This window comes from Cellulosimicrobium sp. BMG9.23 (assembly GCF_059159985.1).
The window spans coordinates 394,328-408,104 of sequence record NZ_JBZGBZ010000003.1 but is presented as its reverse complement, the minus strand read 5'-3'; the positions used below and the strand labels follow the sequence as shown (position 1 = coordinate 408,104).

Here is a 13,777-nt window from a genome sequence, read left to right as displayed (position 1 = left end):
AGGACACCCCGGTGACCCGGGGACCTGACAGGTCCGCGATCGCCGTGCACGACCTCACCGTCCATCACGGCGACGTGCTCGCGCTCGACCGTGTGTCCCTGACGCTGGGGCCGGCCGGAGCGCGCGGGACGGTGTGCGGGCTCGTCGGGATGAACGGCTCGGGGAAGTCCACGCTCTTCAAGGCGATCATGGGCATGCTGCGCCCCGACCACGGCACGGTCCTGCTCGACGGCGCCCCGCCCGCCCGCGCCCGCCGCGCCCAGGCGGTGGGGTACGTGCCGCAGAGCGAGGACGTCGACTGGGCGTTCCCGCTGAGCGTGCGCGACGTCGTCATGACGGGCCGGTACGGCTACCAGGGCTTCACCCGGCGCCCGCGCGCCGCGGACCGTGCGGCCGTGGACCAGGCGCTCGAGCGCGTCGAGCTCGGCGACCTCGCGGACCGGCAGATCGGCGCGCTGTCCGGCGGGCAGCGCAAGCGCGCGTTCGTCGCGCGGGGGCTCGCGCAGGGCGCCACGATCCTCCTGCTCGACGAGCCGTTCGCCGGGGTCGACAAGCGGTCCGAGGCGACGATCACCGCGCTCCTGCGCGAGCTCGCGGCGGACGGCGCGACCGTCCTCGTCTCGACCCACGACCTGCACGGGCTGCCCGCGCTCGCCGACGAGGCGGTCCTGCTCATGCGCCGCGTCCTGCTGCACGCGACGCCCGAGGAGGTGCTGCGCCCGGAGAACCTGGCGCTCGCGTTCGGGCTCGAGGTTGCGCCGTGAGCCCGGGCATCTGGGACCTTCTCGTCGAGCCGCTGTCGTTCGAGTTCGTGCGGACGGCGCTCGCCGTGACGCTCACGGCGGGGATCGTGTGCGGGGTGCTGTCGTGCTGGCTCGTGCTCGTCGGCTGGTCGCTCATGGGTGATGCGGTGTCGCACGCGGTCCTGCCGGGCGTCGTGCTCGCGTACGTCGTCGGGGCGCCGTTCGCGCTCGGCGCGCTCCTGTTCGGCCTCCTCGCGGTGCTGCTCATCGGCGCGGTCCGGGACACGAGCCGGGTCAAGGAGGACGCGGCGATCGGGGTGGTGTTCACGACGCTCTTCGCCCTCGGTCTCGTGCTCATCTCCGTGACCCCGAGCCAGACCGACCTCAACCACATCCTGTTCGGCAACCTGCTCGGCGTGTCGCCCACCGACCTGCTGCAGGTGCTCGTGCTCGGTGCCGTGACGCTCACGGTCGTCGTGCTCAAGCGGCGCGACCTCACGCTCTACGCGTTCGACCCCGTGCACGCGCACGCGATCGGCCTGTCCCCCCGCCGGCTCGGCGCGCTGCTGCTCGGACTGCTCGCCCTCACGGTCGTCGTCGCGCTCCAGGCCGTGGGTGTCGTGCTCGTCGTCGCGCTGCTCATCACGCCGGGCGCGACCGCGTACCTGCTCACCGACCGGTTCTCGCACATGCTGTGGATCTCGCCGCTCGTCGCGGCGGTGAGCGGGGTCGTGGGGATCTTCCTCAGCTACTGGCTGGACACGTCGTCGGGCGGGACGGTCGTCGTGACGCTGGGCGCCGTCTTCGCGCTCGCGTACCTGTTCAGCCCGCGGCACGGGCTGCTGACGACCCGCGTCGCCGCGGCGCGGCGCCGGCGCGCCGTCGCCGCGGCGCGCTCCTGAGCCGCCCGGCCTGCGCTGTGTGCGAAATCTCCACACCTCGGGCCCCGATTCCCTGGCTCTTCCCAGGAACGCACCCCAGACTGATCACCATGTCAGCGAGGACGAGCGATCAGCCGGCGACGCCGCGGACGAGGACGTCTGCCCGGTTCGCCGCCGCGAGCCTGCTCGCGCTGTCGATGATGCTCCCGCTCTGCGCCACGGCGAGCGCCGCCGAGGTCGAGCAGCTCATCGCCGACGCGCAGGTCCAGACCGAGACGATCGGCGACGACCTGGAACGCGTCGGGTCACAGCTGCCCGCCCTGCACCCCGTGCTCCGCAACGACGTGGCCGACGCGACGGAGTCGGTCCAGGCCGCGACCGACGAGGCACGCGCGGCGCTCGCCCGCGCGCAGGACGCCGACTCCGCGGCCGACGGGCGCGCCACGATCGCCCTGGCCGACGCGCAGGTCGCTCTCGACGCCGCGTCGGCCCAGCTCCGGTACGTCACCGACCTCGCGCACGACGCCGGCGAGGGCGTCGCCGTCGCGCTCGAGCGGCTCCAGGCGCACATCGACGAGCTGCGCGGCGAGACGAGCCGCGCGACCGCCTGATCCCAGGTCGCTCAGGCCGTCGGTCGTCGACCGGTCGTGCGGAAGGTTCCGCGACGCGGCACGGTTGTCCGGGACGCACCCGCTGCGTGACGACCGAGGAGAGACCATGACCGAGCCGACCACCACCCCTGCGGCGGGCACCGCCCCCGCTGCCGAGCAGCTCGAGCTCGGCCTCGACACGTTCGGCGACGTCACCGCCGGGCCCGACGGCGCACCGGTCACCGCGGCGCGGACGATCCGCGACGTCGTCGACGAGGCCGTCCTCGCGGACCAGGTGGGCGTCGACTTCTTCGGCGTCGGCGAGCACCACCGCGAGGACTTCGCCGTGAGCGCGCCCGAGGTCGTGCTGGCAGGCATCGCGACGCGCACGTCGCGCATCCGGCTCGGGTCGGCGGTGACCGTGCTCAGCTCGGACGACCCGGTGCGGGTGTTCGAACGGTTCTCCACGGTCGACGCGCTGTCCGGCGGTCGCGCCGAGGTGATCCTCGGGCGCGGGTCGTTCATCGAGTCGTTCCCGCTGTTCGGCTACGACCTCTCCGACTACGAGGTGCTGTTCGAGGAGAAGCTCGACCTGTTCGTGCACCTGCTCGACGAAGGCCCCGTCACGTGGTCGGGGACGACGCGCGCGGGCCTGTCCGGCCAGGAGGTGTATCCGAAGACGGAGTCGGGACACCTGCGGACCTGGGTGGGCGTGGGCGGGTCGCCGGAGTCGGTCGTGCGGACGGCACGGCACGGGCTCGGCCTCATGCTCGCGATCATCGGCGGCGAGCCCGAGCGGTTCCGCCCGTACGTCGACCTGTACCACCGCGCGGTCGACGAGCTCGGGCAGCCGGCGCTGCCGGTCGGCGTGCACTCCCCCGGCCACGTCGCGGAGACCGACGAGCAGGCGCAGGCGGAGGTCTACGAGCACTTCGCCGCGATGAACAACCGGATCGGCCGCGAGCGCGGCTGGCCCGCGTACCACCGGGGCCGGTTCGCGCACGACATCCGGGACGGGTCGCTCTACGTCGGGTCGCCGGAAACGGTGGCGCGCAAGATCGCCTCGACCGTGCGCCTGCTCGGGGCCGGGCGGTTCGACCTCAAGTACTCGTCCGGCACGCTGCCGCACGACGCGATGATGCGCAGCATCGAGCTCTACGGGACGCGGGTGATCCCGCGCGTCCGCGAGCTCCTGGCGGAGGGCTGACCACGCGATCACGACCGCCGAACACGGGATCAGCCACCGGATCTTGCGGGATCCGGTGGCTGATCCCGTGTTCGGCATGGTGTGTCAGGTGGTGAAGCCGACCGCCCGTCGGCCAGGGCCGTCGCTTCCGCCGGCCGCGTCCACCCCGGCGAGGCGGAGCGCCTCCTCCTCCAGCTCGCGCGGGAGCCCGACGCCGGGCCGGTCCGCGCGCTGCGGCGTCGCCTTCCCCTCGGCGTCCAGGGCCCGCAGCCAGTCCCACGTGTCGCGGACCGTCTCGCGCACGTCACGCGTGCGCAGGCCGAGCGCGAAGGCCCGCGACACGTCCGAGCCGTGCAGTGCGTCGTACAGCTCGCCCGGCGGGATCCAGATCGGCAGCTGTGACCACGGCGCGATGCCCGCTCGTTCGACCAGCTCCGGCTCGACCCAGACGAGCTCGGCGGGTGGGAGCCCGGCCGCCGAGGTCGCCTCGGCGGTCACGGCGACGCACGCGGCGAGGACGTCGCGCATCGTCGCGTGGCCGGGTGCGGAGACCACGTCGACCGGGCCCGAGGCGCCCGCGAGCGCCGCGTCGAGCGCGAACGCCGCGAGGTCACGGGCGTCGACGTGCTGGAGCGGGAGCTCGGCCGGTCCCGGCGCGAGGACGGGACCGCCCTGCGCGACACGACGCAGCCACCACGGGAGCCGGCCGACGTTCTCGCGCGGCCCGAGGATCAGACCTGCGCGCAGCAGCAGGGCCCGGTCGCCGAGCGCGTCGACGGCAGCGATCTCGGCGCCACGCTTGGCGCGCGCGTAGTCGTCGTGCGTCGTCTCGTCGGGGTCGGCGTCGACGAGCGGGGCCGACTCGTCCGCACCCCGCGCCGTCCACGGCGCGTAGACCGAGCGCGACGACACGTACACGTACCGGCTGTCGCCCGGGGTCCGCCCGGCGAGCAGCCGTGCGCCGTCGCGCACCGCGGCGGGCGCCCACGACCACGTGTCGACGACGACGTCCCACTTCTGCGCGACGTCGTCCGCGCGGAGCGCGTCGAGGCCGTCCGGGCGGGTGCGGTCGCCGACGAGCTGCCGGGCGCCGTCGGGCGCGGACCGCGTGCCGCGGTTGAGGACGGTGACGTCCCAGCCACGTGCGAGGGCGTCGTCGACCACCGCGCGGCCGACGAAGTCCGAACCGCCGAGGACCAGGAGCCGTGTCGTCATGCGGCCCAGCGTCGCGCACGGCGCGCCCGCACGCAGCCGCTTACGCGGTCGGCAGACGACCGCTCGCCGCCGGCGGGTTCTCCCGGAGCCCTTGACGAAGGGGCATCCTGGCCAGACACCCTGGCCAGGACGAGGAGGACACATGCAGGTGAACGTGCTCGAGGCCAAGAACGACCTGCCGGCCCTGATCGCACGCGCTGCGGCGGGCGAGGAGGTCGTCATCGCCCAACGCGGCGTCCCCCTCGTGCGACTCGTCCCTGTGCGCGCGGACCTCGTCCACGGCTCTGGACCGGCGATCGTGGAGTGGTTGGACGAGCACCGCCTCCCCCCGCGCGCGGCCAGGTCCCGCGCGGAGATCGACGCGGACATCGAGGCCGAGCGTGAGGGCTGCGAGTGATCTGTCTCGACACGTGCGTCGCGATCGATGCGGTCGAGGACTGGACCGAGCGTGGCGAGGCAGTCCGTCGCCGGCTCGTCGGGACGGTGGATGAACGACTCCCGATTCGCGACCGCGAGCCGCGGCCTCGCGGTGGACATGCTGCACGAGGTCTGACTCCGACCGGACGGCCCTGTCGCCGCGGGCTTCAGGGCGAGCCGAGGCCCGCTTCCCGAGCGCGCGCGATCGCCGTGGCGCGGTCCGCGACCTGCAGCCGGACGAGCACGTTGGACACCACGTTGCGCACGGTCTTCGCGCTGATCCCCAGTCGCTCGGCGATCGCGGGGTTCGCGAGCCCGCGCGCGAGCATGTCGAGGACCTCCCGCTCCCGCGGTGTGAGCTGGACGAAAGGTCCGAGGTCGGCCGGCGCCGCGGCGAACCAGTCGCTGAGGCGACCGGCGAGATCGGCGCTGAACACCGCCTCTCCCCGAGCGACCGCGCGCACCGCCGCGAGGACGGCGACAGGTTCCGCGCCCTTGAGCACGTAGCCCCGCGCACCGGCGCGCATCGCACGGAAGACGAGCGCGTCGTCGTCGAACATCGTCAGCATGAGCACGGCGGTGTGCGGGGCGGCGGCGACGATCCGGCGCGCCGCCTCGATGCCGTCGAGACCGGGCATCTTGAGGTCGAGCACCACGACGTCCGGGGTGAGCTCCTCCGCGAGCGCAACGGCACGCGCACCGTCCTCCGCCTGGCCGACGACCACGAGGTCGTCGGTCGCGGCGAGGAGCCCGGCGAGGCCGTCCCGGTAGAGCGGGTGGTCGTCGGCGACGAGCACCCGCACGGTGTCACTCATCGGCCCTCATCCGCGCTCCCCTCAGCCGGCAGCTCGGCACGCACGTGCGTCCCGCCCGCCGGGCTGGACCCGACCTCCAGCGAACCACCGAGCTCGACGGCGCGCTCGCGCATCGCGGCGAGCCCGACCCCCCACCGCGAGCTCCCGATCCCCCCGCCGTCGTCCTCGACGACGACGCGCAGCGTACCGGCCAGCAATTCCAGCCGGAGCTCGCAGCGCGTCGCCCCGGCGTGCGCGACGACGTTCGTGAGCGCTTCGACGGCGATGCGGTAGGCGGCGACCTCGGTCGCCGCGGGGAGCGTTCGGCCGTCGAGGTCGCTGCGCACGTCGACGTCGACGGGCAGCGCCTCCGCGTGCTCCCGCAACGCGACGACGAGACCGCGCTCGTCGAGCGCGGGAGGTCGCAACCGGTACGACAGGGCGCGGACCTCAGCGGCCGTGCGTGTCGCGTCGTCGCGGATCGCGTCGAGTATCGCGGTGACGTCATCGACTCCGTCCGGCCGGCCTGCGAGCACCCGCTCGACGAGGACACGCGCGGTCGCCGCGCGCAGAGCGATTCCGGCGACGGCGGGTGTGACGTCGTCGTGCAGCGCGCGGCGCAGGGCGCGTCGCTCCTCCTCGCGGGCGAGCACGAGCCGCTCGCGCGACGCGCGCACGTCCGCGTCGAGCTGTTCCTCACGGACCGCGGCGGCGACGCGTCCGGCGAGGTCGGCGAGCAGGCGTCGCTCGGCGGTGCCGTAGGGCTCGCCGGGAGAGCGGCGCCCCACGCGCAGCGTGCCCAGGCGCTCGCCGTGGAGCACGAGCGGGACGGACTCCGCCGCCGGGACGTCCGTGGGTCCCAGCGGCTCCGCCTCCTGCCCCGCGACGACCGGTTCCCGTCCGTCCGCATCGACGACGACCCACGGCGCGCGCAGCGCCCGGGCCACCTCGGCGGCGACGAGCGGCAGGACGTCGCGCCGGGTCGCGTCGGCGATGCGCTCACCGAGCCGGCTCAGCACCCCGTAGGGGTCGTCCCGCTCGCCGAACAGTGCACGGCGCACGGTGCGCGTCAGCCCGACACGCATCGGGTTCAACGCGAGCGCGACCGCCGCTGCCGCCACGAGCGCGACCCCGGTGGGCACGGTCGCGGACGTCCGCGAGCCGAGCAGCGCCACGACGGCCGCGTAGACCGTCACGATCCCGAGCGTGAGCAACGCCGCGACGATGGTCCGCACGAGCACGACGTCGTGCCCGAACAGGCCGTGGCGCAGGAGCGCGACGAGCAGCCCGGCCACGACGAGGAGTCCCGGCAGGCCCACCCAGCCGATCGGCAGGAGGGGCGCCCCGACCAGGAGCTGCGGCACGAACCACACCCCGCACGCGAGCGCGGCCGCCGCGACCGACGTGCCGCCGACCCAGCGGAGCTGCTGCGCCGTCTCCTCGGTCGGCGCGCCGACCCGCACGCGTACGACGACCACCACGACGACGACGACGAGCACGGCCACCGCGAGGTACTCCTGCGCGAGGAGCAGGACGTGCGCGACCGACGCCCAGGACCCGACGACGGCCTCGCCGCCCTCGGGTGCGCCCGCCGTCGGGTCCTCGACGGGCGTGCCGGACGCGACGAGCGCCGTGACAGCCCCGGCGACACCGGTCGCCGCGACCGGTGTCGCGGCGACGAGGGCGGCGGTCCGCGCGGGCCGCACCGGCCAGGGGAAGAGGAGCACGAGCGCAGCCACACCTCCCCACGCGAGCAGGTAGCAGCCCACGACACCGCCGAGGAAGAGCGCGCGCGGCGCCGCCTCGAACGCCCCGTGGACCGGCAGCCCGAGGACGTGGACGAGCGTGCTCGACGCGAGGCCCGACGCCGCGACGAGCAGGGCGGCGGTGCTCGGCCCGCGCGGACGCCGGGCGGACACGTAGCCCGCGACGGCGAGCAGCGCCGTGACGAACAGGAGCGTCGACCACGCGGGCGCGAGGCGCGCACCGAGATCCGCCGCTTCGACGGGCACGACCACCTCGGTCAGTGCCCCGCCGCGCACGACCGTGTACCGGAAGGCGTCGGACACGCCGTCGACGACCGTCCGCGCGACGACCCTGTCACCGGACGCCAGCGGGCACGGCTCCTCGACACCCGGCACGACGGCGTCGTCGGGCCAGTCGCGGGACGACGACGAGAGCGACGCACACTCGTCCGGCGCCGTCGCCCGCCAGACCGTGAAGGCAACCGCGAGCGCGAGCATCCCGAGGGACAGGCCGACGGCGACGACCGCCGCCCAGGGGCGCGACGACGGACCCTCCGACGCGCCGCCGCGCAGGCGAGAACCTGCACGCGGCCGGGTCTCGTCCGTGCCCATACGTCCATGGTGGCCGTGCAGCACCCGGACGTCATCAGGAAGGCGCACGCCCTGTCGGGCGACGCCCGGTCGGGCCGTCGGTCCAGGTGCCGCGCTCACACGGGCTCGAGCCGGATGGGCGCGACGCGACCGGGTGTCGCGCGCCAGGACGCCGCGAGGCGCGGGTACGTCGACTCGAGGAGGTCGCGTGCCCGGAGCTCGTCCGCGCCGGCAAGCCCGATCGCCCGAGCGACGAGCACCTCGCTCCCCAGCTCGACACGCACGTCGGGGTCTGCGAGGACGTCGTCGTACCACGCGGGCGGCGAGGTCTCGCCGCGCGCCAGCACGCCGCCCGCTCCCACGACGACGAGCGCGGCACCGTCGCGCGCGTGGACCACCGGGACGGTGCGCGGCTCGCCGGTGCGCCACCCCGTGGTCGTGAGGAGCAGGACGGGTGCGCCCTTCGCGTGCGCGAAGATCCGCCCGCCGCTGAGTCGGTACCCGCGGCGCACCGTCGCATCGGCCGCCCGGACGACGGCGGGCGGAGCCGTGCGGCCCGACCCGATCCCCAGCACCGCAGGCCATGTCGACAGCCCGACCCACGCCAGCACGCCGGGGACGAGCAGCACGACCTGGCCCGCCGAGCCGAGCGGGAGGAGCGTCAGGGCCGGCACCCCGAGGAGCACCCCGACGCCCGCGAGCACGACGGTCGCCAGCCCGAACCGCGCGGTCGTCCAGCCGACCAGCCCCTGCCGTTCGCCGCGGCGGCACACGAGCGCGACGAACCCGACGAGCACGGGCATCGCGACGGCGCTCGCGGCGAGCTGGGTGCCGAGCTCGACACGCCCGGCCACGAGCAGGAACGACGCGGCGGAGAGGGCGAGGAGACCCGGGACGGTCGCGACGCCCCACCAGCGCACGAGCCGATCACCGCGCGCGGCGACGGAGAGCTCGACCACCGCCGGGACGAGCGCGAGCGCGAACACCGCGCCGAGCACGTCGCTCGTCGGGCCGAGCCACGCCCAGGGTCCGTACCCGCCCGCGAGCCACGGGTCGCTGAGCGCGAAGAACCCGACGAGTGCGACGCCCGCCAGGAGTCCCGCCGCGCCGCTGAGGACGGCGAGCGTGCGCGTCGGTCGTGCGAGAACGGGGACGCGTGCCGGAACCGGTGCGGAGCTCATTCCGGCTCGTTTCGCGCCGACGGGTCCGCCGGGCCGTGCCCGCCGAGCTCGTAGGGAGTCGTGACGCCCTGGTACGCGAGGTGCAGCACCATGCCCAGCGCCGCGTGGTCGAGGTTGTGGCAGTGCGTCATCCACAGCCCCGGGTTGTCCGCTCGGAGCAGCACCTCCCACACCTCACCCGGGCGCACGTCGAACGTGTCGAGCCGCAACGGGCTGCCCCGCGGCGCGACGCCGTCGCGCGAGACGACCTCGACGTCGTGCCCGTGCGGGTGGACGGGGTGCGTCTCGCTGCTGCGGTTCACCACGACGAGGCGCACCAGGTCACCCTCACGGACCGCGATCGGCGGGACGTGCGGCCACACGCGCCCTCCGACCGTCCAGGCGTACGCGGGGACGCCGTGCACGAACCGCACCTGACGGTCGAGCACGAGCACGGTCTCCACGTCCGGCCGCAGCGGGTCGGCGGCGGGTCTCGGCCCGTCGTCCGCAGCGATGCTTCCCGCCCGGACGGGGGTGCCGTAGTCCAGGAGGTCGAGTTCGTGCCCGTCGACGAACGGCACCTCGGCGGGCGTCCGCGTACCCGCCGGTCCCAGGACGAGCCCCGCCTTCGGGGCGCCGTCGAGCGCGAGGCGCACCTCGACGTCGGGCATCGTCAGCACGACGTCGTAGCGCCCGCCACCGGGTACGCGCAGCACGGTCCCGGAGCCGTCCGAGCTGCCGGCCAGCTCCTGCGGGCCGTGCAGGTCGTCGCCGTCGACGGCGACCACGCGGAACGGAGCGCCGGCCACGGAGAACAGCCACGGCCGCTGGTCGGTGTTGACGAGCCGGAGCCGGACGCTCGCCCCGGGCGACGTCTCGTGCACCGCCGGGACGTCGGACCCGCCGAGGATCGTCACGCCGTCGACCGTGTGGACGGGCAGCGCGAGGTCGAGGTCCGCGCGCGGTCCGTCCGCCGGGTGGACGACGAGCGAACCGTAGAGCCCGCGCTGCACGCCCCGAGCCGACGTCTGGTGCGTGTGGTACCAGTACGTCCCGGCCTGCTCGGCGACGAACCGGTAGACGAGCTCGTCGCCCGGCCCGACCGCGTCCTGTGTCACGCCCGCGACGCCGTCCTCGCCGTTCGGGACGTCGTACCCGTGCCAGTGCAGCGTGACGCCCGCGGCGACGTCGTCGTTGTGGAGCGTCACCTCGACGAGGTCACCCTGCGTCGCCACGAGCGGCGGACCGGGCAACGACCCGAACGTCCACGCATCGACCGTGGTGCCGGACGGGAGCGTGACCCGCTCCGTCCGCGCGGTGAGCTCGTAGCGGCGGACCGGCGTCCCGGGCGGCACGTCGTCGAGCGCCGTACGCAGGTCCGTCACGCTCGTGCCCGACGGCACCGGCTCGTTCCCCGGGTTCGACCTCCCCTGTCCACCGCTCGGGCCGGGTGCGGCATGCGCGCTCCCGGTCCCCGCGTGCAGGGCGACCGGACCGACCCGGGTCGCGGCGTCGTCCGCCCACGCCCAGCCGCCCGCGAGGACGAGCGCGAGCACGTAGGCGATGCCCGCCGACGCCTGGACGCGGCGCGGCGGGCGTGCGACGAGGACCGCCCACGCGATCCCGGCGGCACCCGCGACGAGCGCGACGAGCCACCCCGCGGCGAGCGGCTGCACCGGATAGCCGACGACCGTCGTCGCCGCGAGCGCCCCCGCGGACCCCGCGGCAGCGGTGACGAGGGATGCCGCGGCGACAGCGCGACGTCGGGGCGGGACGCGGCGACCCGCTACGCCTCGCGCGAGGACGGGACCGGCACCGACGAGCGCGACCGTCGCGCCGGCCGCGGCGAGCGGGAGGCCCAGCGCGACCCGGTCGCCGACGAACCACCAGCCCCCGTCGCCCGCCCCCGCGAGGCATGCCGTGCGCACCCCCAGCGCAACCAGCGCACCGGCGGACGCACCCGCGGCGAGGACGAGGCGACGTCGGGCCGCGCCCGCGGGTTCGTCGCGCGCGGTGTCGTCGCGGCCGTGCGCGAGCACCGCCGCGACGACCCAGAGGGCCGTCCCGACGACGGTCAGCACGAGGTCGAGGCCGAGGAGCGCGATGGTCGGGTGCACGATCGGTGCCCGTGGACGGGTCGCCGGGCGGATCAGCGGGCCGGGGAGAGCGGCCGGGACCCGGGCGCGGAGGCACGCACCGCGCCGGTCCGCGCGAGACGCACCGCACGACGCACGAGCACCAGGCAGACCCACAGGATCGCGAGGCCGTTGACCGCGTGCAGACCGAGGATGACGCGCCCCGCGGTGGTCGTGCGCTCGGGCGACGAGCCCGTCGCGCCGGCGACGACGAAGAGCAGGATCTGCACGAGGATCAGCCCCAGCGGTAGCAGCGTGAGCCAGACGGTCCGGCCGCCGGCACGCGCGAGCGCGGCCGCGACCGTCGCGAGGATCGTCAGGAGCGGGATCGCCATCCGGCCGTTGGCCTGGTGCAGGACGAACGCGTCGTCGGTAGCCGGCGCGGTGAACACGCCGAACGCGGCGAAGTAGAACTGGACGACGACCGCGACGAGCAGCAGCGCGGTCAGGACGACGTACACCTTGCGCATGATGGCCTCCGGGACCGGGATCGAGGCCGGCCTCCGGCCGACATCCCCACGGTCGTGCGAACGTGTCCCGGGCGTCACGGGACGTCCGTCCCGTCCGGGCCGGGAGAAACGGGGCTCATCGCGGTACCTGAGCCTCGTCGACCCGGGTCAGTCCGGGTCGGTCGGGTCCAGCGGCAGGCGGTGGTCGAGGTTCACGACGCCGCGCCGCCAGTACCCGGAGATCGCGAGCTGGTCGGGGCGCGCGCCGACGACGTGGCGCAGATGGCGGCGGACCGGGACCAGGTCGGTCGCCTCGCCCGCGGCGAACACGTACTCGTCCGGGGCGGGTGCGCCGAGCGCGCGGACCGCCTCGGCGAGCTGGCCGGGGCCGTCGGTGCGGTAGAGGATCTCGACGCTCGAGCGCCCGAGCTCGTCCTCGACGAACGCCTCGTCGACGTCGTCACCGATCTCCACGATCGCCGTCACGGGCACGTCCGGCCCGACGGCGGCCACCCACCGCGCGAGCGCCGGAAGACCCGTCTCGTCGCCGACGAGCAGGAGCCGCCCGATCCCGTCGGGCACGCCCCGGCTCGCCGTCGGTCCGACGAGCACCACCTCGTCGCCGGGCGTCGCGCGCGCCGCCCAGGCGGATGCAGGACCACCCGGCTCGCCGGGCGGAGCACCGGGCACGTCGTCGCCGTGGAGCACCCAGTCGACGTCGACCTCTGCCACGCCGTCGGCCACCCGGCTCGCCCGCACGGTCAGCTCGCGCGAGATCGACACGACGCCTGTCGGGCGCTGGAGCGCGCCGTCGGGGGTGAGCGTCGGGGCGTGGAGCACACCGGTCGCCGGGTCGGGCAGGAAGACCTTGACGTGGTCGTCGGGACCGGGAGCCGTGAGCGCGGCGAGCTCCGCCGGGTCGCCCGGTCTCCGAGTGCCGGACGGGGCGTCGACGGCACGGGCGCGTTCCTCGTCGGCGTCGCGGAAGGTGATGCGGCGCAGCGCGGTCGAGGTCTCGGTCACGGCGTGGACACGGACGCGACGCGGGACGAGGTCGAGGTGGGTGCGTGGACGCGTGAACACCCGTCGATCCCATCACACGCCGCCGTCCGGCCGCCTCGGCAGGCTGCCGAACCCCGGGTTGTGCGGCGCCGCAGGCTCGGAATGCCGCACAACCCGGGGTCCGGCACGTGGCAGTGGGTGGGCCGGACTAGCGTCACGAAGGTGAGCAGAGAGAGGCTGGACGGCCGCTCGGTCGAGGTGCGCCCCGCCGTCGGCCGCTTCACCGACTTCGCGACGGTGGTAGGCCCCAAGAGCCCCGGGGTGCAGGGCTGCTGGTGCATGTCGTACCGGGACAGCCGCGTCGGCAACGACGACCGGCCCGGCTTCATGGCCGACCTGTGCGCCGTCGAGCCCGGCCCCGGCGTGCTCGCCTACGTCGACGGCGAGGTCGCGGGCTGGTGCTCCGTCGCACCGCGCGGCACCTACCGGCGCCTCATGCACTCGCGCACGATCCCGTTCGTCGACGAGCTCGACGCCTGGAGCGCCGTGTGCTTCGTGGTGCGGGCCGGGTACCGGCGGCGCGGGCTCATGCACGACCTGCTCGCGGGCGCCGTCGAGCACGCGGCCGCGCACGGTGCTCCCGCGGTCGAGGGATACCCGGTGGACTCAGGACCCGAGCGTGTCGACGTCATCTCCGGGTACGTCGGGACCGTCGCGCTCTTCGAGCAGGCCGGGTTCGTGCGCGCCGCACCGACGACCGGCGTCAGCGGCGGGACGCCGCGTGTCGTCATGCGCAAGGCCCTCGGCTGAGCACCCGCTGAGACCCGGGTCTCAGCGCACCCCGCTCCGACCGCTGTCGGTCGCCCGGG

The 13,777-nt window shown here is 75.1% G+C and carries 13 protein-coding genes; 6 read left to right on the top strand and 7 right to left on the bottom strand.

Annotated elements, in window-relative coordinates; translation table 11 throughout:
* Window positions 1–11 precede the first annotated feature (11 nt).
* The 4 genes from AC4H2G_RS06220 (at window position 12) to AC4H2G_RS06205 (ending at window position 3,421) form a co-directional block, all read left to right on the top strand.
* A complete protein-coding gene (locus tag AC4H2G_RS06220) occupies window positions 12–764 on the top strand; it encodes a metal ABC transporter ATP-binding protein (RefSeq protein WP_494364883.1) in 753 nt (250 codons plus the stop codon).
* Window positions 761–1,645, top strand: coding sequence for a metal ABC transporter permease (locus AC4H2G_RS06215; protein ID WP_494364882.1), 885 nt, complete (start codon window positions 761–763; stop codon window positions 1,643–1,645). The genes AC4H2G_RS06220 and AC4H2G_RS06215 overlap by 4 nt, the downstream gene beginning before the upstream one ends.
* Before the next feature lie 89 nt (window positions 1,646–1,734).
* The gene (locus tag AC4H2G_RS06210) at window positions 1,735–2,235 is read left to right on the top strand and encodes a hypothetical protein (RefSeq protein WP_494364881.1); all 501 of its coding nucleotides are present in this window, start codon (window positions 1,735–1,737) and stop codon (window positions 2,233–2,235) included.
* A gap of 106 nt (window positions 2,236–2,341) precedes the next feature.
* Window positions 2,342–3,421 carry an LLM class flavin-dependent oxidoreductase gene (locus AC4H2G_RS06205; RefSeq protein WP_494364880.1) on the top strand — a complete coding sequence of 360 codons (1,080 nt, stop codon included), beginning with the start codon at window positions 2,342–2,344 and terminating at the stop codon, window positions 3,419–3,421.
* Between the two features lie 84 nt (window positions 3,422–3,505).
* Here AC4H2G_RS06205 and AC4H2G_RS06200 read toward each other — a convergent pair whose 3' ends face one another.
* Window positions 3,506–4,615, bottom strand: a complete 1,110-nt coding sequence (locus tag AC4H2G_RS06200) for an NAD-dependent epimerase/dehydratase family protein (RefSeq protein ID WP_494364879.1) — start codon at window positions 4,613–4,615, stop codon at window positions 3,506–3,508.
* 142 nt (window positions 4,616–4,757) lie between these two features.
* Between AC4H2G_RS06200 and AC4H2G_RS06195 the strand changes: the two genes are divergently transcribed.
* Entirely contained in the window at window positions 4,758–5,012 is a 255-nt protein-coding gene (locus AC4H2G_RS06195) for a type II toxin-antitoxin system Phd/YefM family antitoxin (RefSeq protein ID WP_494364878.1), read from the top strand.
* Window positions 5,013–5,199: 187 nt separating this feature from the next.
* Here the strand turns inward: AC4H2G_RS06195 and AC4H2G_RS06190 are convergent, their stop codons facing one another.
* From AC4H2G_RS06190 to AC4H2G_RS06165, 6 genes are all read right to left on the bottom strand, one after another.
* Entirely contained in the window at window positions 5,200–5,847 is a 648-nt protein-coding gene (locus AC4H2G_RS06190) for a response regulator (protein ID WP_494364877.1), read from the bottom strand.
* Complete coding sequence (locus AC4H2G_RS06185; RefSeq protein WP_494364876.1) at window positions 5,844–8,183, bottom strand: sensor histidine kinase; 2,340 nt, start codon at window positions 8,181–8,183, stop codon at window positions 5,844–5,846. Before AC4H2G_RS06185 ends, AC4H2G_RS06190 begins: the two co-directional genes overlap by 4 nt.
* Window positions 8,184–8,278: 95 nt before the next feature.
* Window positions 8,279–9,343, bottom strand: a complete 1,065-nt coding sequence (locus AC4H2G_RS06180; protein WP_494364875.1) for a nitroreductase/quinone reductase family protein — start codon at window positions 9,341–9,343, stop codon at window positions 8,279–8,281.
* Window positions 9,340–11,439, bottom strand: coding sequence for a multicopper oxidase family protein (locus AC4H2G_RS06175; RefSeq protein ID WP_494364874.1), 2,100 nt, complete (start codon window positions 11,437–11,439; stop codon window positions 9,340–9,342). The genes AC4H2G_RS06180 and AC4H2G_RS06175 overlap by 4 nt, the downstream gene beginning before the upstream one ends.
* Before the next feature lie 32 nt (window positions 11,440–11,471).
* A complete protein-coding gene (locus AC4H2G_RS06170) occupies window positions 11,472–11,927 on the bottom strand; it encodes a DUF6220 domain-containing protein (protein WP_494364873.1) in 456 nt (151 codons plus the stop codon).
* A 147-nt stretch (window positions 11,928–12,074) separates the two neighbouring features.
* A complete protein-coding gene (locus tag AC4H2G_RS06165) occupies window positions 12,075–12,989 on the bottom strand; it encodes a siderophore-interacting protein (RefSeq protein WP_494364872.1) in 915 nt (304 codons plus the stop codon).
* A gap of 141 nt (window positions 12,990–13,130) precedes the next feature.
* Between AC4H2G_RS06165 and AC4H2G_RS06160 the strand changes: the two genes are divergently transcribed.
* Window positions 13,131–13,718: a GNAT family N-acetyltransferase gene (locus AC4H2G_RS06160; RefSeq protein WP_494364871.1), complete on the top strand. Its 588-nt coding sequence runs from the start codon at window positions 13,131–13,133 to the stop codon at window positions 13,716–13,718.
* Window positions 13,719–13,777 lie beyond the last annotated feature (59 nt).

Excerpts from the sequence above, each read along its gene's own strand:
- AC4H2G_RS06185 (WP_494364876.1), bottom strand. The coding sequence starts at position 8,183 with ATGGGCACGGACGAGACCCGGCCGCGTGCAGGTTCTCGCCTGCGCGGC.
- AC4H2G_RS06210 (WP_494364881.1), top strand. The coding sequence starts at position 1,735 with ATGTCAGCGAGGACGAGCGATCAGCCGGCGACGCCGCGGACGAGGACG.
- AC4H2G_RS06180 (WP_494364875.1), bottom strand. The coding sequence starts at position 9,343 with ATGAGCTCCGCACCGGTTCCGGCACGCGTCCCCGTTCTCGCACGACCG.
- AC4H2G_RS06200 (WP_494364879.1), bottom strand. The coding sequence starts at position 4,615 with ATGACGACACGGCTCCTGGTCCTCGGCGGTTCGGACTTCGTCGGCCGC.
- AC4H2G_RS06190 (WP_494364877.1), bottom strand. The coding sequence starts at position 5,847 with ATGAGTGACACCGTGCGGGTGCTCGTCGCCGACGACCACCCGCTCTAC.
- AC4H2G_RS06205 (WP_494364880.1), top strand. The coding sequence starts at position 2,342 with ATGACCGAGCCGACCACCACCCCTGCGGCGGGCACCGCCCCCGCTGCC.
- AC4H2G_RS06195 (WP_494364878.1), top strand. The coding sequence starts at position 4,758 with ATGCAGGTGAACGTGCTCGAGGCCAAGAACGACCTGCCGGCCCTGATC.
- AC4H2G_RS06170 (WP_494364873.1), bottom strand. The coding sequence starts at position 11,927 with ATGCGCAAGGTGTACGTCGTCCTGACCGCGCTGCTGCTCGTCGCGGTC.